The organism is Caulobacter zeae (assembly GCF_002858925.1).
In the GTDB taxonomy this organism is placed as follows: Bacteria; Pseudomonadota; Alphaproteobacteria; order Caulobacterales; family Caulobacteraceae; genus Caulobacter; species Caulobacter zeae.
This window is the reverse complement of record NZ_PJRS01000041.1, coordinates 81,010-100,835: the sequence shown is the minus strand read 5'-3', so window position 1 is coordinate 100,835 and position 19,826 is coordinate 81,010. Positions and strand designations below refer to the sequence as shown.

At 69.0% G+C, this 19,826-nt stretch carries 16 protein-coding genes; 8 read left to right on the top strand and 8 right to left on the bottom strand.

Annotation, left to right across the window (positions count from 1 at the left end):
* Nucleotides 1–36 precede the first annotated feature (36 nt).
* Complete coding sequence (locus tag SGCZBJ_RS19925; protein WP_240621585.1) at nucleotides 37–804, top strand: Crp/Fnr family transcriptional regulator; 768 nt, start codon at nucleotides 37–39, stop codon at nucleotides 802–804.
* Here the strand turns inward: SGCZBJ_RS19925 and treF are convergent.
* From treF to ligD, 6 genes are all read right to left on the bottom strand, one after another.
* The gene (treF, locus tag SGCZBJ_RS19920; protein ID WP_101719681.1) at nucleotides 801–2,393 is read right to left on the bottom strand and encodes an alpha,alpha-trehalase TreF; all 1,593 of its coding nucleotides are present in this window, start codon (nucleotides 2,391–2,393) and stop codon (nucleotides 801–803) included. The two genes, SGCZBJ_RS19925 and treF, sit on opposite strands and share 4 nt — an antisense overlap.
* Before the next feature lie 91 nt (nucleotides 2,394–2,484).
* The gene (locus SGCZBJ_RS19915; RefSeq protein WP_101719680.1) at nucleotides 2,485–5,055 is read right to left on the bottom strand and encodes a TonB-dependent receptor; all 2,571 of its coding nucleotides are present in this window, start codon (nucleotides 5,053–5,055) and stop codon (nucleotides 2,485–2,487) included.
* Between the two features lie 59 nt (nucleotides 5,056–5,114).
* Entirely contained in the window at nucleotides 5,115–6,218 is a 1,104-nt protein-coding gene (locus tag SGCZBJ_RS19910; RefSeq protein WP_240621584.1) for a FecR family protein, read from the bottom strand.
* On the bottom strand, nucleotides 6,215–6,691 hold the full coding sequence (locus SGCZBJ_RS19905; protein WP_240621583.1) for an RNA polymerase sigma factor: 477 nt from the start codon (nucleotides 6,689–6,691) through the stop codon (nucleotides 6,215–6,217). The genes SGCZBJ_RS19910 and SGCZBJ_RS19905 overlap by 4 nt, the downstream gene beginning before the upstream one ends.
* Nucleotides 6,692–6,804: 113 nt before the next feature.
* On the bottom strand, nucleotides 6,805–7,830 hold the full coding sequence (locus tag SGCZBJ_RS19900) for an acyltransferase family protein (RefSeq protein ID WP_240621582.1): 1,026 nt from the start codon (nucleotides 7,828–7,830) through the stop codon (nucleotides 6,805–6,807).
* Between the two features lie 40 nt (nucleotides 7,831–7,870).
* Nucleotides 7,871–10,486, bottom strand: coding sequence for a DNA ligase D (gene ligD / locus SGCZBJ_RS19895; protein WP_101719678.1), 2,616 nt, complete (start codon nucleotides 10,484–10,486; stop codon nucleotides 7,871–7,873).
* A 168-nt stretch (nucleotides 10,487–10,654) separates the two neighbouring features.
* On the opposite strand from ligD, the gene SGCZBJ_RS19890 reads away from it, so the two are divergent.
* The 6 genes from SGCZBJ_RS19890 to SGCZBJ_RS19865 all read left to right on the top strand — a co-directional run bounded on the left by SGCZBJ_RS19890 (nucleotide 10,655) and on the right by SGCZBJ_RS19865 (nucleotide 17,329).
* Entirely contained in the window at nucleotides 10,655–11,470 is an 816-nt protein-coding gene (locus SGCZBJ_RS19890) for a 2-keto-4-pentenoate hydratase (RefSeq protein WP_101719677.1), read from the top strand.
* A gap of 61 nt (nucleotides 11,471–11,531) precedes the next feature.
* Nucleotides 11,532–12,806 carry an MFS transporter gene (locus SGCZBJ_RS19885; RefSeq protein WP_101719676.1) on the top strand — a complete coding sequence of 425 codons (1,275 nt, stop codon included), beginning with the start codon at nucleotides 11,532–11,534 and terminating at the stop codon, nucleotides 12,804–12,806.
* Nucleotides 12,807–12,923: 117 nt separating this feature from the next.
* Complete coding sequence (locus tag SGCZBJ_RS19880; protein WP_101719675.1) at nucleotides 12,924–13,994, top strand: oxidoreductase; 1,071 nt, start codon at nucleotides 12,924–12,926, stop codon at nucleotides 13,992–13,994.
* Nucleotides 13,991–14,482, top strand: a complete 492-nt coding sequence (locus SGCZBJ_RS19875; protein WP_101719674.1) for a heme-degrading domain-containing protein — start codon at nucleotides 13,991–13,993, stop codon at nucleotides 14,480–14,482. Before SGCZBJ_RS19880 ends, SGCZBJ_RS19875 begins: the two co-directional genes overlap by 4 nt.
* 220 nt (nucleotides 14,483–14,702) lie before the next feature.
* Nucleotides 14,703–16,475 (top strand): gamma-glutamyltransferase family protein, encoded by a 1,773-nt coding sequence (locus SGCZBJ_RS19870; protein ID WP_101719673.1) that lies wholly within the window; start codon nucleotides 14,703–14,705, stop codon nucleotides 16,473–16,475.
* A gap of 254 nt (nucleotides 16,476–16,729) precedes the next feature.
* Nucleotides 16,730–17,329 carry a hypothetical protein gene (locus tag SGCZBJ_RS19865; RefSeq protein WP_101719672.1) on the top strand — a complete coding sequence of 200 codons (600 nt, stop codon included), beginning with the start codon at nucleotides 16,730–16,732 and terminating at the stop codon, nucleotides 17,327–17,329.
* Nucleotides 17,330–17,400: 71 nt separating this feature from the next.
* On the opposite strand, the gene gatA is transcribed toward SGCZBJ_RS19865, so the two are convergent.
* The gene (gatA, locus tag SGCZBJ_RS19860) at nucleotides 17,401–18,873 is read right to left on the bottom strand and encodes an Asp-tRNA(Asn)/Glu-tRNA(Gln) amidotransferase subunit GatA (RefSeq protein ID WP_101719671.1); all 1,473 of its coding nucleotides are present in this window, start codon (nucleotides 18,871–18,873) and stop codon (nucleotides 17,401–17,403) included.
* The gene (gatC, locus tag SGCZBJ_RS19855) at nucleotides 18,873–19,160 is read right to left on the bottom strand and encodes an Asp-tRNA(Asn)/Glu-tRNA(Gln) amidotransferase subunit GatC (RefSeq protein ID WP_101719670.1); all 288 of its coding nucleotides are present in this window, start codon (nucleotides 19,158–19,160) and stop codon (nucleotides 18,873–18,875) included. Before gatC ends, gatA begins: the two co-directional genes overlap by 1 nt.
* 148 nt (nucleotides 19,161–19,308) lie before the next feature.
* Between gatC and ruvX the strand changes: the two genes are divergently transcribed.
* Nucleotides 19,309–19,791, top strand: coding sequence for a Holliday junction resolvase RuvX (gene ruvX / locus SGCZBJ_RS19850; RefSeq protein ID WP_101719669.1), 483 nt, complete (start codon nucleotides 19,309–19,311; stop codon nucleotides 19,789–19,791).
* Nucleotides 19,792–19,826 lie beyond the last annotated feature (35 nt).

Here is a 19,826-nt window from a genome sequence, read left to right as displayed (position 1 = left end):
CGACTCTCCCCGTACGCGAACTCAGGAGCGGCGATTATGGACTCTTCCTCGAGCGCCGCCACCGCTGGCGCTTCGAATGCGACGGGCTTCGGCGATCAGGCCTCCCGCCTGCAGGCGCTGGCCGGCTGCCGGCTGCTGCGTCACATGCCCCCCGCCGAGGTCGAGGCCCTGGCCTCGCGCATCGAAATCCTGTCGGTGCGCCGCGGCGCGCGGCTGGTCCAGCGGCACGATCCGGGCGGCGCGATCTATGTCGTCGTCCAGGGCCTCCTGCTGGTGAACCAGTACGCGCGTTCGGGACGCGAGGTCGGCTATCGCCGGCTGCAACCGGGCTCCTATTTCGGCGAGATCGCCGCCATCGACCGCCTGCCCCGCTCGGCCAATGTCACTGCCCTGACCGAGGCCGTGGTAGGACGCCTGCCCGAGCCGCTGGTCGCCGAGTTGATGGCCGGTTCGCCCAACTTCACCCGCGCGGTGATGGAGGACCTGGCCGCCATGGTGCGGGCGCTGAGCAGCCGGGTCTTCGAGCTGAACGCCGTCTCGGCCCCCTGTCGCGTGCAGATGGAGCTGCTGCGCCTGGCCACCGACGTCGGCATCGAGGACAATCGCGCGGTGCTGCTGCGCGCGCCGACCCATGCCGAGATCGCCGTCCTGGCCGGCGCCCAGCGCGAGGCCGTGACCCGCGAGCTGAACCGGCTGGAAAGCCGCAACCTGATCGCCAAGCAGGGCCGCACCCTGACCATCCTCGACATCGACGGCCTGGTCGCCGAGATCGAGCGCCTGGGCGGCGACGAGCCGGAGCTCTAGTTTCCCGCGCTCTCCTGGAGCGCCCTGGTCACGCCGTTCGTCCAGCCGAAACCGTCTTGCAGCGGGTACTCCCCGCCCCCGCCGGCCTTGGCCTCCTCGACGTCGTACTTTTCCAGCATCTTGCCGCTGGCCCGGTACTCGCGCTCGACCGTCGCCAGCCAGCGGCTTGAGACGTCGAAGGCCAACGCGGTCTCGCCATAGCGGCGCAGGCCGGCGACGGCCACCCATTGCAATGGCGCCCAGCCGTTGGGCGTGTCCCACTGCTGGCCGGTGCGATTGACGGTGGTCCGCAGGCCGCCCGAGGCCAGCAACTGCGCGCGCGTCACGCCGGCCACCGCGCTGGCCTGGTCGGGCGAGGCCGCACCGACGAACAGCGGATAGAGGGTCGCGGCGCTGACGGTGTCGACCCGCTGGCCCCCGGTCCATAGCCAGTCGAGATAGACGCCGCGCGAGGCGTCCCAAAGCACCGTGTCCATGGCCGCCTTGCGGGCCTTGGCGCGGCCGCCGAACTCGGCGACGCAGGCGGTGTCCGCGATCCGGGCGCAGCCGGCCGATATCGCGGCCTCCAGACCGTACATCAGGCTGTTGAGATCAACCGGAACGATGGCCGTGGTGCGGATGGTCTTCAGGTGCTCGCCGTCGGCCATCCAGCGTGAGGAGAAATCCCAGCCGCTCTCGGCCCCGGCCCGCAGGTCGCGGAACACCTCGGCGGGCGGACGGCCCGTGGCCAGCGAGGCCTCGCGAGCCGTCTCCAGGTCCTCGCGGTAGGACTCGTCGCGCGGCGTGACGCGGTCATCGTAATAGCGGTTCAGCACCGCCCCGCCCGGCAGGGCGACGACGCGGCGATACGCTTTACCAGGGGTCACGGTCTTCTCGCCATCCATCCAGAAGGCGTGCTCGCGCCGCATCAGGTCGACGCGCGCCTTGACCACCGCCGGGTCGCTCGCGTCGGACAACCCGACCATGGCGTAGAAGAACGGCGGCTGCGAGCGGCTGAGATAGTAGGTGCGCGCGCCGTTGGGGATGTGGCCGTAGGCGTCGATCAGGCCGCCGAAGTCGTCGATCATGTTCCCGACCAGATCCGAACGCCCATCGAGCTTAAGGCCCAGCATCGTGAAATAGCTGTCCCAGTAGTAGATCTCGCGGAAACGCCCGCCGGGCACGACGAACGGCTTGTCCATCGCCAGGGCCGAGCCCCCGGCCACCGGCTTGACCGGATCACGGGTCAGGTGCGGCCAGAGCTGCGCGACATGGGCCTTCAGCGTGGTGCGCTCGGCGCTGGGCGCAGGTGCAGCCCCGGCCTCCGGCACGACGAAGTTGGCGCGCACGAAGCGCTTCAGCTCCGCGTCGGTGAAACGGGACTTGGCGCGGTAGTCCTTCAGGATCGCGGCCGGGTCGCGCTTGGGCGTGGCGTCCACGAAGGTCTTGCCGTCGGGAAACAGCCGCCGGGTCTGAACCTGGTGGAACAACTCCTGGTAGGTGTCCGCCGGCGTCGGGATCTGCGCCGCCGGCGTCTGGGCCAAGGCGAACGGCGCGATGGCCGTCCAGGCCGCGGCGGAAACGACGGCGAGCAGGCGGGCGCGGATCATCAGGGCCTCATCGAAGAAAAGAAATGCGGACCGGCAGGGAGGAAGCCGGCCCGCGCGCAGGAACCGTTGCAGGACAGAACCCGCGAAGGCCTCAGAAGTTGTAGCCGACGCTCAAGCGCACCGAGCGACCCAGGATCGGCCGGGCGTTGGCCCCGCTGGTCGAGCGCGGATCGCCCTCGGTCAGGCCGTGGCTGTCGGTGAGATTGTCGGCGGCGATCTGCACGTCGAACTGGGCGACGCGGAAGATCGCGCCGAGATCCAGCTTCTCGTAGCCCTTCAGCACCTGGGTGTTGGCGTTGTCGCCATAGCGGTCGTCGACGGCGCTGAGCGTGCCGTAGAAGGTGGCGTCGACGGTTCCCAGCTGCACGTCCCAGCTAGGCGTGAAGCGGATCTGCCAGTCGGGCTGGCGCTGGGCGCTGTTGCCGGCGTTGGCGGGAATCGAGGACTGCTTGATCTCGGTCTTCTGGAAGGTGCCGTTCAGCGCCAGCGACAGGCCGAAGTCCGACCGCCAGCGGCCGTCGAGCTCGATGCCGTGCGCCTTGTTGGCGTTGCTCTCCTGGATGCCGCCGACGTCGGCGAACTTGGCGCCCTTGAACTCGTTGGCGAAGCCGGTGGCATAGAGCTCGAACGGCCCGCTGCGCAGCTTGTAGCCCAGCTCGTACTGGTCGACCTTCAGGGTGTCGGTCAGGTTTTCGCGGAAGTTGTCGAAGCTGGGGAACTTGTAGCCCCGCGAATAGCGCACGAAGACGCCCGAGACGTCGTTGAGGTCGTAGTTGGCGCCCACCGTGTAGGAGGTCTTGCTCTGGCTGTAGTCGGTGGTGCGGATGGCCAGGCCGTCGGGATAGCCGTTGCCGTCGTCGACCACGTAGTCGGTCTTGAAGCGTTCGCGGCGCAAGCCGAGGTCGATGCGGAAGGCTTCGGTGGCCTGCCAGGCGTCGGCCAGGTACAGCGCGTCCACGCGCCCGTCGCCGGCCGAGACCAGGCCGTAGTTCCAGCAGCCCGTGCCGCTGCCGGCCGTGGCCAGGTTGGCGCAGCTGACATTGGCGGCCAGATAGTCGCCATTGGCCTTCACCTGCATCGGCCGGAAGTTGCCGATGGTCCAGAAGTCGTCGGACGAGAAGCTGGAGGCGTAGTAGCCGGCCGAGACCTCGTGGGTCCCGAAGGACTTGGAGACGCTGAAGTCGTTGGTCAGCGCCTCGATTTCTTTCTCGACGATCCAGGCGCCCCAGGCCTGCACATAGTCGTTGGCGCCCAGCGCGGTTCCGCCGCGCGTGCGCACGGGACCGCCGATCACGGTCGCGACCGAGGCGGCCGTCACCGCCCCGCCGTCGGGCACCAGGCCGTAGGTGTTGGCGTCGCCCTTGGTGAAGCTGAAGCGGTCACGCACCGTCCAACCGTCGCCGAACTCGTGCTCGAAGCTGCCGCCGGCGACATGGCCCTTCCAGCCGCGGCCATCGGCCAGGTCGAAGCTGCGGGTCGCGCCGTTGGCGTGCACCTGCAAGGTCTGGTGACGCGAAAGCTCGCCCAGCTGAGTGTAGGTCCCCTTGTCGACGCCGGGCACGTTGATGGCGAACGGCAGGTACCAGGCGCCATGGTCGTCGGTGGCGCGGGCATAGAGGTTGATCTTGCCGTTCTCCAGCTTCTTGGTGAGGTTCACCGTGAACTGCTGGCCCTTCTCGCTGTCGAACTGGGTGTCGCGGATGCCCGGCGAGCGGGTGACGTAGCCGCCGACCATGAAGAACAGGTCATCCGCCAGCTTGCCGCTGACCACGCCGTCGACGCGGCGCAGGCCGTAGTCGGAGGTCGAGGCCTTCACCAGGCCCTTGGTCTCCTCGCCGCCCTCCTTGAGCATGAAGTTGGTCGTCAGGCCCGGCTGGCCGTTGGAGAAGATCGGGTTGGGACCGCCGCGCAGCGCCTCCATCCGCGAGATGGTCTCGTCGACACGGAAGATCGAAGAGTTCTCCAGGAACGAAAGGGTCGAGGGCGGATAGATCGGCGCGCCCTGCAGCTGGATGGTCAGGAACTCGGCGTCGCCGGTGGCCGGGAAGCCGCGCACGAAGACGTTCGCTCCCGCAACGCCGCCCGAGGTCTCGACCCAGACGCCGGGCACCAGGGCCAGCAGTTCGGCGCTCGACTTGGGCGAGGCCTTGGTGATGTCGGCGGCGTTGACGGTGCTGACCGCGAAACTGGCGGACAGCTTGTCGATGCCCGCGCCGCCGGGGGTGCCGACGACGATGACCTCTTCCACTTCCGAAGGCGCTTCGGGCTGGGCCGGAGGCTCGGCGGCGACGGCCGGGGCGGCCTGGGCCGTGGCGCTGGCGGCGACCAGCAGGCTGCGGCCGCGGATGGCGTAGACGCCGCTGGCGGTGGGCTGGGCCACCATGTCGGATCCGGCCAACAGGCGCTTGAGGCCCTCGTCGGCCGAATAGCTGCCCTTGAGGCCGGCGCTGCGCTTGCCGCGCAGCTGGGTCTCGTCGAAGGCCAGTTGCTGGCCGGACACTCGACCAAAGGCGCGCAGGGCGCCGCCCAAGTCCTGGGCAGGAATGTCGAAGCTGTACGTCGTCCGCGCCTGGGCGTAGCCGGCGCTCGGCGCGATCAGGGCCGCCAGGACGACGGCGGTGGTGGAGCCCCAGACGAGGCGGCGGTCGAAGCTCTTGCGCATCACTTCCCTCCCTCGCGCCGATCATTGTTATTTGGCGGCGCTTTGGTCAGTGAGACGCCTCAGTCGGCGGAAGACTCACCAGCGCCGCTGATCTTTTTTTGCCCCCGGTCACTTTGCCCCCTGGCGATCCGCAGCACTGTCTCGCCGGAAGCCGGCTCGGCCCGCACCGGCAGCACGGCCGTGACGCCGTCGACGAAGGCGCGTGTGTCGCCCGAAGTGAAGACCCCGCTGATCTTCAGCCGTCCCACGGCCGGATCGGCGATCCGCAGCTTCTCGCGAGCGTAACGGTTCACCCGCTCGACGGCGAGGTCCATGGGCTCGTCCTGGAACACCAGCTGGCCGCTCTCCCACGAGGCGGCGCGCGAGGGATCGGTGGCCGAGACCACGGTCGCCCCAGAGGTCGTCGAGGCGACCAGTTCATGATCGGGCGTCAGCAGGCGCTCGGCCGGCGCGCCGTCGACCTTCAAAGACGGCGGCGGACGACCCCGCGCGCCCTCTCCGTCCAGTACGGCGACGTGGCCCTCGTAGAGCACCACGCGCATCTGGCCCGGCAGGCGCTCGACGCTGAACGTCGTGCCCGTGGCGACCACCAGCTTGCCGTCGGCGGCCACCGAGAACGGCCGCAGGGGATCCTTGGCCACCGAGAACTTGGCGCGCCCCTCGTCCAGCCAAAGCCGGCGGCGACCGCCATCGTAGCGCACGCGCAGCACGGTGGCCGCATCCAGCGACGCGCGCGAGCCGTCGGGCAGCTCGACGATGCGGCGCTCGCCCTCGGTGGTGCGATAGACGTCCGGCAGGCTGGCGCGCCAGGCGAGCCCGCCCCCGGCCAGCGCGGCCACGAAACAGGCGGCGATGGCGCCGCCGATCACGGCGCGACGTCCGGGCCTGCGCGACCAACGCGCCTGCTGCGCCCGGCGCAGGTCTTCCAGGGCCTCGCCGCGCAGGGCGACCATGCCGGGGCTCATGGCCTGTTCGTCCACGGCGCGCCAGGCCGACACCGCATCATCCAGCAAGGCGCGATGCTGCGGATCGGCGGCGAACCAGGCCTGGAGATCAGCGTGCTCGGCCGGCGACAGCTCGCCCTCGGCCAGCCGCACGCACCAGGCCGCGGCCGCGTCCAGCGCTTCCTCGGCGGGCGTGTGGTTCATGTCGGGCCCGCTCATTCCCCGGCCCTCGTACGCTTGGTCAGGTGGCCCATGGCCTTGAGGATATGCTTCTGCACGCCGCTGGTGGTCATGCCGTACAGTTCGGCCAGCTCGGCCTGCTTCATGCCCTCCAGCCGAAACAGCAGGAAGATGGCGCGGGTGCGCTCGGGCAGCTCACGCAGCGCGTCGGACACCTCGCCCAGTCGCTCGCGCCCCATCAGCACACGGGCGGGATCGAGGGGCTCCAGGTCCAGCGGCTCGGCGCGGATGGCGGCGCTGTAGCTCGACCGCACGCGCTCGCGCCGCGCCCGGTCGCGCAGCAGGTTGGCGGCCATCTGGAAGATATAGGCGTCGGCGTTGTCCATCGACCGCTCGCCGTCGGTCAGGGCCAGCTTGGCGAACAGCTCCTGGGTCATGTCCTCGGCGTCGCTGTGGCTGGCGGCGCGGCGCATGAAGAACGCCATCAGCGCGGGCCGATAGCGCCGATCCAAGCTCCCCAGGTCCTGTTCACTCTTGGCCCGCACGGTCCGTCTCGACAGCTTTCCCGGAGTGCATGACGCACATCCTCGCCGGATGCACACCAGCGGGCGACGATTTTCTCGTCTCAGGTTCCGGTCAGTCGCTTGAGACGATCGCGCAGCGGCGTCTCCACCCAGCGCCAGGCGGCCCAGGAGGCCGTCGGCAGCGCGAAGAAGGCCAGCACGCAGAACCACAGCGGCAGATCGCGTTTCCAGCCGTTCGGATAGATCGAGATCATCACGTACCAGAACGCCCAGTGTAGGGCGTAGAGCGGATAGGACACCCCGCCCAGCCGCTCGCACAGCCTGGCCAGCCGGCCGCCGGGATCATAGGCGCCCAGCAGCACCAGCATTGGGAAGAGCAAGGTTGAACAGGCGAAGTCGTAAAGGCCGTTGGCCATCCGGCTGGGCCACACCGGCAGGAACAGCACGACCAGCAGCAGCGCCGCCGGCAGCCAGGTCTTGCGGGCGGCGAAGGCGGCGCGATGGCGCCAGCACATCCAGCCGATGGCGAACGGAAAGGCAGCCCGCAGCACGCCCAGGCCGAAGGTCGCCTGGTCCCAGCCGGTCTGCAGCCCGCCCATGCCGATGGCCACGAACAGCAGGGCCGCGCCCGACATCAGGATGAACATGATCACCGCCATGTCCGGCGCGCGGCGGAACGGATACCAGGCCAAGCTGACCAGCACCTCCAGGCACAGCGACCAGGCCAGGGGATTGAAGGGGAACAGCGACGGAAAGGTCCCCGCCTCCATCGGCGCGAACTTGGGGATCAGCAGCAGGCCCTTGGCGAAATCGACCCAGGTCTCGGCGTCGCCTTTGCCGGTCAGCAGCGCGCCCGCGACCGTGGCGATGGCCAGCATCGGCCAGACCCTCACCCAGCGGGCGACCAGGTACTTGCCGAAACCCATGCGACGCTGCTCGAAGGCGTGGGCCAGCACGAAGCCGCTGAGGCAGAAGAAGAAATCGACCGCCAGGTAGCCGTGCGCGAAATGCCCGCGCCGGCCCGACCAATCAGCGATGTGATAGAGCAGCACCCCCAGGGCCGCGACGCCGCGCAGCCCGTCCAGGGCGGTGAACCGTCCTTCGTCCCTGGTCGCCGCGATCGTCACCCGATGGTGGTGTCACGATGCGGGGGCGCGGGGCAACCCTTTACCCCAGCCGCTTGATCGCCGCCTTCAGGGGCCTTGCCGCCTCCGCGTAGTCGGCCCAGGCCGTGCTCTTGCCGATCAGGTCGGGCGCGGTGCGGATCGTGAACCGCGTCGGATCCAGGCCCGCCTTCACTTGCGTCCAGTTCAGCGGCATCGACACCGTCGCCCCCGGACGCGCCCGCGCCGACAGCGGGGCTACCGCCGTGCTCGTGCGGTCGTTGCGCAGGTAGTCGAGGAAGATGCGGCCCGCCCTGGCCTTCTTGCTCATGGTGATCAGGTAGAGGTCGGGCTCGTCGGCGGCCATGCGGGCGCAGAGCTCGCGCGCAAAGGCCTTGGCCTGGTCCCACGGAACCTTGTCGGATAGCGGCGTGACCACGTGCAACCCCTTGCCGCCAGTGGTCTTGCAGAACGAGACGAGACCCAGCTCCTCCAGCCGGTCACGCATCTCGCGAGCAGCGACGATGACATCATCGAAAGTCAGTTCGGGCGCCGGATCGAGGTCAAAGACCAGTCGGCCGGCGATCTCCGGATCGTTCGGCTGGCAGTTCCAGGGATGGATCTCGACGGCGGCGATCTGGGCGGCGGCGACCAGGGCCTCAACCCGGTCGAACTTGATGTAGGGCTGGCGATCGCCTTTGACCGTCACGGTCTCGATCAGCGACGACATCCCGCGCATGGCGTGGCGCTGGAAGAAGGTCTCGCCGCCGACGCCGTCGGGCACGCGGATCACCGAGGCCGGACGTCCCTTGATGTGCGGCAGCATCCATTCTCCCACCGCCTCGTAGTAGCGGGCCAGGTCGAGCTTGGTCACCGGCTCGCCGTCGCCGGCGTCGGGCCACAACGGCTTGTCGGGTTTCGAGATCGCCACGCCCAGCACGACGCTATCCGACTTGGCGGTCGCCTTCGGCGTCGGCTCGGCCAGTTCCGCCTTGCCCGCCGGCACGGGGTCGGCCTCGACCTCCGAAGCGGGCTTATCCTCGCGCAGGCCCTTGAAGGCGGCCTGGCGGATCGCGCCCTCACCGGTGAAGCCGGCATACTCGATCTCGGCGACCAACTGCGGCTTCACCCAATGGATGTTGGCGGCGTCGCGCGGCGCGCCCTTGCCTCGGAACGGCGAGTGGTCGGTCTCCAGCGCCTTCAGCTTCGGCAGCAGCTTTGCGACCTTGTCCTTGCCAAAGCCCGTGCCGATGCGGCCGACGTGCACGAGTTCGCCGTCGCGCATGACCCCGGCGATCAACGAGCGGAAAGCGGTCCCCGTCGTCGTCCAGCCGCCAATCACCACCTCGTGGCCGGCCCTGCACTTGGCCTTGGTCCAGGTCTCGCTGCGGCCCGAGCGATAGGACGCGTCGAGACACTTGGAGATGATCCCCTCCAGCTCCAGCTTGCAGGCCGACAGCAGCACCGCGTCACCGGCCGTCTCGAAGTGGTCGACATAGCGCAGGCGCGGCTCGTCCTCGCCCAGCATAGCCTTCAGCCGCGCCTTGCGTTCGCGCAGCGGCAGGCCGCGCAAATCCTCGCCACCTTCGAACAGCAGGTCGAAGGCGAAGAAGATGATCTCGCCCTCCCCGCCCTCGGCCAAGGCCGCCTGCAAGGCCGCGAAGTCGGGCTGGCCGGCCTCGTCCAGCACCACCGCCTCGCCGTCGATGATCGCGTCGGGCAGGCCGGCGGCCGCCTCGGCGATCCCGGCGAACCTGTCGGTCCAGTCCAGGCCCTTGCGGGTTCGCAAGCTAGCGCGGCCGTCCTCGACGCGCAGTTGCAGGCGATAGCCGTCGAACTTGATCTCGTGCGCCCAGCCTTCTCCCGCCGGTGGACGGTCGACCGACTTGCACAGCTGAGGCTCGACGAAGCGCGGCATGGCGTCGGCCTTGCTCGCTCCGGCCTTCTTGGCCGGCGCGAAGCTGCGCGTCTCCTCGGCCTCCTTGGACAGCGCCTCACGCTCGGCCCTCGTGCGGGATTTCCAGATCGCGTCGGCCTTGCCTTTGGACCTGAGGATGAAGGGCTTGGGCGCCCTGCCCTTTCCGGCCGCGATATCCGCCATGCTGCGGTTCGAGGCGATCGAGCGGTCTTCCTCCAGGACTGCGTCGCCCTTTCCCGGCTTGGCGGCCTCGTCCTGGTGCTTGATCAGCAGCCAGTTGGCGCGCTTGCTCTTTCCGTCCTTGGCGTTGCGGTCGTGCTTCATGCGCACCAACACCCAGCCGCCGTGCAGGCGCTCGCCCTCCAGCACGAACTTCAGCTCGCCCTTTTTCAAGGCCTTGCCAACATCCTCGAAGCCCGGCTCGGGCGCCCAGAAGCCGCGGTCCCAGAGCTGCACCGTGCCGCCGCCGTACTGCCCCTTGGGTATCGTGCCCTCGAAGTCGCCGTAGTCGAGCGGATGGTCCTCGACCTCGACCGACAGACGCTTGTCGGCTGGATCCAGCGACGGCCCCTTGGTCACCGCCCAGGACTTGAGGACCCCGTCGACCTCAAGCCGGAAGTCGTAGTGAAGGCGGGTGGCGTCGTGCTTCTGGATGACGAATCGCAGGTGCGGCGCGGCCGCTACGGCGCGCTCGCCGCTCGGTTCGGCGGTCTTCTTGAAGTCCCGCTTGCGGCGGTATTCGGTCAGTTGCGACTGCGCCATTTTCCCGATCCCTCTCTGAAAACAAGAGTCTCCGAGCGCATGAACGGTTCCCCTCCGCGCCGGGACGTGTTTCAGTGGACCAATTGTCAATGACACCGGTTTCCATTAGAGACAGCGCAGGTCCGACGAACGGGCCAGCCATGAGTAATTCGAGGGAGGCTACGCGGCGTGACCGTTTCTGAGGCGCAAAGCGACCTATTCGCACCGGCGTCGATCGCCCCCCAATTCGTTGAAGCCCGCCAGAAGGGCGTTTCGGTTCCCGGCTATCCCGGCGGCGCCCTGCCCCAGTCGATGGCCGACGGCTATGCGGTGCAGGACATCGCCATCGACCTGTGGCCCGACGAACTGGTCGGCTGGAAGGTCGGCCTGGTTCCCCCGCAGCACCGCGAGCGCCTGGGCGTCGACCGCCTGGCCGGCTGCATCTTCAAGAAGAACGTCTGGGACGCCGGCGCCGAGCCGACTCCGTTCCGCGCCATCGCCGGCGGCTTCACCGCCGTCGAGGCCGAGTTCATCATCCGCCTGTCCAAGGACGCGCCCGAGGGCAAGACCGAGTGGACCGCGGAAGAAGCCGCCGACTACGTGGGCGAGCTGATCCTGGGCGTCGAGATCGCCGGCAGCCCGCTGAAGACCATCAACGAACTGGGCCCGCCCATCGTCGTCTCCGACTTCGGCAACAACGACGGCCAGATCCTGGGTCCGGTTATCGAGAACTGGCGCGAGATCGGCTGGGAAGCCATGCCGGCCGAGACCTTCGTCAACGGCGTCAGCGTCGGCAAGGGCGGCGCGACCTCGATCCCGGGCTCGCCGCTGGCGGCCCTGGCCTTCCTGCTGGGCCACGTCGCCTCGCGCGGCCGCCCGCTGAAGAAGGGCATGATCGTCACCACCGGCGCCAGCACCGGCATCCACGATGTGGCCGCCGGCGACGAGTCGACCATAAGCTTCGGCCCGCTGGGCGAGGTCCGCTGCAGGGCGGTGCCCGCCTGACGGCGGGCCGCCCTCAAAACAACAAACCAGAACAAAGACTAGGGTAAGGAAGACGAAGTCCATGGACGTATCCGCGGCCCCCGCGCCGTCTGAAAAGATCGGGCGCTATCGCTGGGTGATCGTCAGCCTGCTGTTCGCGGCGATGGTCATCAACTATGTGGACCGGCAGACCATCGGCCTGCTCAAGCCGAACCTCTCCAAGGAGTTCGGCTGGAGCGAGGGCGACTATGCCGACCTCGTCTTCTACTTCCAGCTTTCCTACGCCATCGCCTACCTGGCGTGGGGCAAGATCATGGACAAGATCGGGGCCCGCTGGGGCTTCGGCATCGCCTTCGCCATCTGGCAGATCGCACACATCGCCCACGCCGGCGCGCGCGGCCTGTCGGGCTTCATCTTCGCCCGCATGGGCCTGGGCGTCGGCGAGGCCGGCGGTTTCCCGGGCGGCATCAAGGCCGTGGCCGAGTGGTTCCCCAAGAAGGAACGCGCCTTCGCCACCGGCATCTTCAACGCCGGCACCAACATCGGCGCCATCGTCACCCCGCTGGTCGTTCCGGGCATCACCCTGGCCTTCGGCTGGCAGATGGCCTTCATCGTCACCGGCGTCGCCGGCCTGATCTGGCTGCCGATCTGGCTGCTGGTCTACCGCCGCCCGCGCGAGCACAAGAAGCTGGGCGCGGCCGAACTGGCCCACATCGAGCAGGATCCGGCCGACCCCGTCGAGAAGATCGGCTGGGCCAAGCTGCTGACCAAGCGCGAGACCTGGGCCTACTCGCTGGGCAAGTTCCTGATCGACCCGATCTGGTGGATGTTCCTGTTCTGGCTGCCGGACTTCCTGGGCAAGCGCTACGGCCTGGACCTCAAGACCTTCGGCCCGCCGCTGATCGCCATCTACCTGCTGAGCGACGTCGGCAGCGTCGGCGGCGGCTGGCTGTCGTCGAACCTGATGAAGCGCGGCTGGAGCATCAACGCCGCCCGCAAGACGACCATGCTGGTCTGCGCCCTGCTGGCCGTGCCGGTGATGTTCGCCTCGTTCGCCAGCAACGTCTGGCTGGCCGTGCTGATCATCGGCGTCGCGACCGCGGCCCACCAGGGCTTCTCGGCCAACCTCTACACCCTGCCCTCCGACGTCTTCCCGCGCGCCGCCGTCGGCTCGGTGGTCGGCATCGGCGGCATGCTGGGCGCCCTGGGCGGCATGGTGTTCTCCAAGTACATCGGCAAGGTGCTGGAGGACATCGGCACCTACACCCCGATCTTCGTGGTCGCCGGCACGGCCTATCTGGTCGCCCTGCTGGTGGTGCACCTGCTGAGCCCCAAGATGGAGCCGGTGAAGATCTGATCTTCACCCCTCCGCTGAAAGCGAGCCCCCGGACGCAGCCGCGCCGGGGGCTTTTTCGTTGTGCATTTCCCTTGCCGGCGCCGTGACCTCGCCGCGATCACGGCCTAGATTAGATGAATGACAACGTTGTCTCCCACCACGACCGCTCCGCTTAACGTCGCCCTCGTCGGCTACGGCTATGTCGGCAAGACCTTCCATGCGCCGCTGATCTCCACCACGCCTGGCCTCGTCCTGCACACCGTGGTGTCCAGCGACCCGGTCAAGGTCGCCGCCGATCATCCCGAGGCCAAGGTCGTCGCCAGCCTCGACGAGGCCCTGGCCGATCCGGCGATCGACCTGGTGGTCGTCGCCACGCCCAACGACCTGCACGCCCCGCAGGGCCAGGCTGCCCTGGCCGCCGGCAAGCACGTGGTGATCGACAAGCCGTTCACCGTCACCCTGGACGAGGCCCGGGCCCTGATCGCCTCGGCCGAGACCCACGACCGCCTGCTGTCGGTGTTCCACAACCGTCGTTGGGACGCCGACTTTCTGACGCTGAAGGGCCTGATCGCCGATGGCGCGCTGGGCGAGGTGACGCAGTACGAAAGCCACTTCGACCGCTTCCGCCCGGTGGTCCGCGACCGCTGGCGCGAGCGGGCCGGTCCGGGCGCCGGCGCCTGGTTCGACCTTGGCCCGCACCTGCTGGACCAGGCGTTGCAGCTCTTTGGCCAGCCGCTGGCGGTCAATGCCGACATCGGCGTGCAGCGCCAGGGCGCTGGAGCCGACGACTATTTCCACGTCACGCTGCGCTATCCGGCCCTGCGGGTCATCCTGCACGGCAGCCTGCTGACCGCGGCGGCCGACCTGCGCCTGGCCGTGCACGGCACGAAGGGCAGCTTCGTCAAGCAGGGCCTCGACGCCCAGGAAGACGCGCTCAAGCGCGGCCTCACCCCGGCCGATGAAGGCTTCGGCCTGGACCCGCGCCCAGGGACCCTGACCCGCGCCGACGGCGACGCCCTGGCCAGCGAAGTCGTCGAGGGCCGTCGCGGCGACTACGCGGCCTATTACGCGGGAATCCGCGACGCGATCCTGACCGGCGCGGCCAATCCCGTCCCGGCCCGTGAGGCCTTGCAGGTCATGGAGCTGCTGGACCTGGCCGCCCGCTCGACCGCCGAACGCCGCGAACTGCCGGTCGAGGCCGCCCGATGAGCCACAAGGACGACCTGGACCGCATCGCCGCCCAGGAGGCCGGCCTGGTTTTTCCGCGTTTCGACCTGGACGCCGCCTGGGCCCTGGGCGCCGGCCTGCGCGACGCGGCCCTGGCCCGCAAGGCGCCGCTGGCCATCGACATCTCGCTGCGCGACCGGCCGTTGTTTCACGCCGCCCTGCCCGGCTCGACCGGCGAGAACGCCGACTGGATCCGCCGCAAGCGCAATACGGTGCTGCATTTCTCCAAGAGCTCATATGGCATTGGCCTTGCCCTCGCGGCCAAGGGCGAGACGCTGGAGGCCAAGCACGGCCTGCCGACGCGGGACTACGCCGCCCACGGCGGCGGCTTCCCGCTGCTGGTGAAGGGGCTCGGCTGCATCGGCGCGGTCACCGTATCGGGCCTGCCGCAACGCCAGGACCACGTGCTGGTGGTCGAGGCCCTGGCCCTGGTGCTGGGTAAGGAACTGGACGACCTGGCGCTGGGGTAGCCTGGAAGGGACCTCCCCCTGTGGGGGAGGCGATCGCGAAGCGATCGGTGGGGGGGAGGACTTTCCGACGCCTCGAAAGCTGAAAACGTCCCCCACCGGCCTACGGCCGCCTCCCCCAAAGGGGAGGTTCCTGCTGTCACCCCCACTTTTCGCGCACGGCCTAGCCTCCCTCGCCGGCCGCCCCTAGAAACGGACTCGCCGTTTTCGTGGGGACCTCGACATGCGCCGCCGCACCTTCTTCGCCGCCCTGCCCGCCGTCGCCTTCGCAGGGCAAGCCCTGGCGCAGTCGCAGATCATCACCGGCCCCAACCCGAACCGTAAGCGCCCCGACGTGCACGGCGGCGACCGGGTGGACGGCGCCACCTTCGCCTCGCGCTCGGCGGCCTGGGGGATCCACGGCGCGGCCGCCACCGCCCATCCGCTGGCCACCCAGGCGGCGATCGCGGTGCTGAAGAAGGGCGGCTCGGCGGCCGACGCGGCCGTGGCCGCCAACGCCATGCTGGGCCTGTGCGAGCCGATCGCCTGCGGCATAGGCGGCGACTGCTACGTGCTGCTTTGGGATCCGAAGACCCGCAAGGTGGTGGGCCTGAACGGCTCGGGCCGCTCGCCCAAGGGCCTTTCGCTGGAGACCGTTCGCGGCCGCGCCAAGGACGGCAAGATCCCCTCCTACGGCGCGGTCAGCGTCAGCGTGCCCGGCGCCGTCGACGCCTGGCGGGCCCTGCACGAGCGCTACGGGAAGCTCAAGTGGGCCGAACTGTTCGAGCCGGCGATCGCCACCGCCGAAGAAGGCCACCCGATCACCCAGAACGTCGCCTTCTACCTGGCCGGCAGCCACCGCCGCTTCACCAACCCCGCTTCCAACATCGGGGAGGTCGAGAACTTCAAGAAGGTCTGGGCGCCCGACGGCAAGACCCCCATCGAAGGCGAGATCTTCAAGAACCCGGCGCTGGCCCGCACCTATCGCCTGATCGCGCAAGGCGGCGGCCGGGCGTTCTACGAGGGCGAGATCGCCACGACGATCGAGGCCTACTTCAAGCGCATCGGCGGCTGGATGACCAAGGCGGATCTGGCCGCCCACCGTTCGGTGTGGACCACGGTGCACACGACCGGCTATCGCGGCGTCGACGTCCATGCCCTGGGCGACAACACCCAAGGGCTGGCCACCCTGCAGATGCTGAATATCCTCGAGCAGTTCGACGTGGCGGGCATGGGCTTCCAGTCGGCCCAGGCCATCCACCACGCCGTCGAGGCCAAGCGCCTGGCCTATGAGGACCGCGCCCGCTTCTACGCCGACCAGGACTTCTACAAGTCGCCGATCGAGTGGCTGATCTCCAAGGAATACGCCAAGGAGCGCGCCAGGCTGATCCGCCCCGACAAGATCTGGACGCCCAGCTACCCGGGCACGGCGCCCAGCAAGGGCGACACCACCTATTTCACCACCGCCGACAAGGACGGGATGATGGTCTCGATCATCCAGTCGAACTATCGCGGCATGGGCTCGGGCCTGATGCCCGACGGCCTGGGCTTCATGTTCCAGGACCGCGGCGAGCTGTTCGCCCTGACCGACGGCCATCCCAACGTCTACGCGCCCGGCAAGCGGCCGTTCCAGACGATCATCCCGGGCTTCGCCACCCGCAAGGGCGAGCCCTGGCTGAGCTTCGGGGTCATGGGCGGCGACATGCAGCCCCAGGGCCAGACCCAGATCATCAGCAACATGGTCGACTTCGGCCTGGGCGTGCAGGAAGCCGGCGACGCCCCGCGCTGGCACCACGGCGGCTCGCCCGAACCGACCGGGATCGCCGCCGAGGACATCGCCGCGCTCGACCTGGAAAGCGGCGTTCCGGCCGCAACCCGCAAGGCGCTGGAGGCCATCGGCTGGAGCCTCAAGACCGACGCGGGCGGCTACGGCGGCTACCAGGCCATCGAGCGCTGGCCGGGGCGGTATGCGGCCGCGACCGAGATGCGCAAGGACGGGGTCGCGCTGGGGTATTGAGCCGCGAAAGGAACCTCCCCTGTGGGGAGGCGATCGCGTAGCGATCGGTGGGGGGAGGACTTTCCGAAGCCTCGAAAGCTGAAAACGCCCCCTCCAGCCCTTTGGGCCGCCTCCCCCAGAGGGGAAGGATCTCTTAAGCGTCACAAGAATTGCGACCTGAATCCGGCAGAAACGGCGCCATTCCGGGTCATGAGGAACCCTGTTCGAAACCTCCCGTTACTTATCCCGACAAGGATAAGCTGAGGAGGACCCAAATGCCTGCCTTGAACCTCGATGGTCCTGAACCCGCTATTGCCAATGCTGGCGACGGTTCGGCCCTGTTTCCGCAAGCTCCCGTCTATGCGCGCACCTCGACGCGCAAGAAGAAGTCTTCCAGCAACCTGCCACTGCTGATCGGCGCGCCCGTCGCGGTGGTCGCCGTCGGCGCCTTGGCCTGGGGCGTCATGAGCAATCAGGCCCAGGCCCCGGCCTCGCCGGACGAAGGCCTGAAGGTCGCCCAAGCCGAGGCGGTTCCCACGCCGGCGCCGGCGCCGACCCCGGCTCCGATGCCTGAACCGGCCGCCGCGACGCCCGCTCCCGCTCCCGCGGCTCGCGTAGAAGTGGCCCGCGCCGAGCCGCGCCCGGCCGCCCGTCGCGCGGCTCGCCCGGCGCCGGTCGAAAGCGCGCCGTCGGCCGAGGAGGCCTCAAGCAACGTCAGCGCCACGGTTCCGGCCCCGACGCCGGCGCCGGCGCCCGCCGCCCCGGCGGCGATCGTCGCCGAACCGGCTCCGCTGGCCGTGCCCGCGCCTACCCCGGCTCCGGCCCCGCAAGCGCCGGTCCCGGTCGTGCCGGTGACGCCGACTACGCCGCAGTAACGGACTGAAACGACGAAGGGCGGCTCCATCGCTGGAGCCGCCCTTTTTCTTGGGCTCTAGCTTTCGCTAGCTCACCACCACTTGTCGGCCTTGGCCGTGAAGCCGGCGGCCTTCTCGATGGCGCCGGCCACCGAGAACACCGTGCCTTCGTCCAGCGGCTTGCCGATGATCTGCAGACCCAGCGGCAGGCCGTTGGCGTCGAGGCCGGCCGGCAGGGACAGGCCCGGCAGGCCCGCCAGGTTGGTCGTAACAGTGAAGACGTCGTTCAGGTACATGGCGATCGGGTCGCTCGAGTTCTCGCCCAGGCCGAACGCCGCGGACGGCGCGGTCGGGGTGAGGATGGCGTCGACCTTGGTCCAGGCGTTGTCGAAGTCCTCGGCGATGCGGCGGCGAACCTTGAGCGCCTTCAGGTAGTAGGCGTCGTAATAGCCGGCCGACAGCACGTAGGTGCCGATCAGGATGCGGCGCTTGACCTCGTCGCCGAAACCCGCGGCGCGGGTGTTCTCGTAGATCTCGGCGAGGTTGGCGCCCTCTTCGCGCAGGCCGTAGCGCATGCCGTCATAGCGGGCGAGGTTCGACGAGGCCTCGGCCGGCGCGACGATATAGTAGGCCGGCAGGGCGTACTTGGTGTGCGGCAGGCTGATCTCGACGATCTCGCAGCCGGCTTCCTTCAGCCAGGCGACGCCGTCGTCCCACAGCTTCTGGATCTCGGCCGGCATGCCGTCTACGCGGTATTCCTTCGGCACGCCGATGCGCAGGCCCTTGACCGACTTGCCGACGAACTGGGTGAAGTCCGGAACGGCGATGTCGAGGCTGGTGGAGTCCTTCTCGTCGTGGCCCGACATCGAGTTCAGCAGCAGGGCCGCGTCCTCGACGGTCTTGGCGATCGGGCCGGCCTGGTCCAGGGAGCTGGCGAAGGCGACGACGCCCCAGCGCGAGCAGCGGCCGTAGGTCGGCTTGATGCCGACGGTGCCGGTGAAGGCGGCCGGCTGGCGGATCGAGCCGCCGGTGTCGGTGGCGGTGGCGCCCAGGCACAGGTCGGCGGCGACGGCCGCGGCGCTGCCGCCCGAGCTGCCGCCCGGAGTCAGGGCCTTGTTGCTGCCCTTGGCGCGCCAAGGGTTGGTGACCGGGCCGAAGTAGCTGGTCTCATTCGACGAGCCCATGGCGAACTGGTCGAGGTTCAGCTTGCCCAGCATCACCGCGCCGTCGCGCCACAGGTTCGACGTCACCGTCGACTCATAGGCCGGGACGAAGTTCTCGAGGATCTTCGAGCAGGCCGTGGTGCGCACGCCCTTGGTGCAGAAGAGGTCCTTCACGCCCAGCGGCGCGCCGTCCAGCGGACCGGCCTCGCCCTTGGCGCGGCGGGCGTCCGAAGCGGCGGCCATTTCCAGCGCCTGATCCGGGGTTTCCAGGATGTAGGCGTTGAGGCCGCGCGCGCCTTCAATGGCGTCGATGTGGGCGCGGGTCAGCTCGACCGAGGTGAAGTCCTTGGCGGCCAGGCCGTCGACGGCGCCCTTCAGGGTGAGCTTGGTAAGGGCGCTCATTATTCGACCACCTTGGGCACGACGAAGAAGTTGGAGACGGACTTGGGGGCGTTGCCGGTCACGACTTCCGGCTCGCCGCCCATGGTGACGACGTCGTCGCGCAGCGGCAGGCCGGTGGCCACAACGCTGGTCAGCGGCTCGGCGCCGTCGGTGTCGACCTCGGCCAGCTGCTCGATCCACGTCATGATCCCGTTGAGCTCTTGCGTCAGAGCTTCGATGCGCTCTTCGGGTTCGGCGATGCGGGCGAGCCGGGCGACCTTGCGGACGGTCGCGGCGTCGATGGCCATGGGGCCTTCTCCAGTCAGATGAGTAATCAGCGCGCGCTGACAATTCGAAGGGGTGGGTTACCCGCCTAGCCTTGTCTTTGACAAGCCCGACGGCTCGCGCACGGGGCTTTTCCTCGCCTGAAGGCCCGCGAAGCGCTAGAAGCCGCCCATGCCCGTTCTCGACATCGAAGAATTCTCCGCCGCCATTCCCGACTACAAGCCAGTCATCGGCCTGGACCCCGGCGAAAAGACCATCGGCGTGGCCGTGTCCGACGTGACCCTCACCGTCGCCAGCCCGCTGACCGTGATCCACAAGACCAAGTTCACCCAGGACGCGGCGGCCCTGTTCGACATCATCGACTACCGCAAGGTCGCCGGGATCGTCATCGGCCTGCCCGTCAACATGGACGGCACCGAGGGCGTGCGCTGCCAGAGCAACCGGGCGCTCGCCCGCAACCTGCTGCGCCTGCGCCCGGACCTGACCATCACCTTCTGGGACGAGCGCCTGTCGACGGCGGCCGTGACCCGCGTGCTGATCGACGAGCACGACGTCAACCGCAAGCGCCGCGGCGAGGTCGTCGACAAGATGGCCGCCGGCTGGATCCTGCAGGGCGCGCTGGAGCGGATGCGGGGGATCCGGGGGGAGCCGTAGCTCCCTCCGAGCCCGCCTTTTCTCCAACCTCTCCC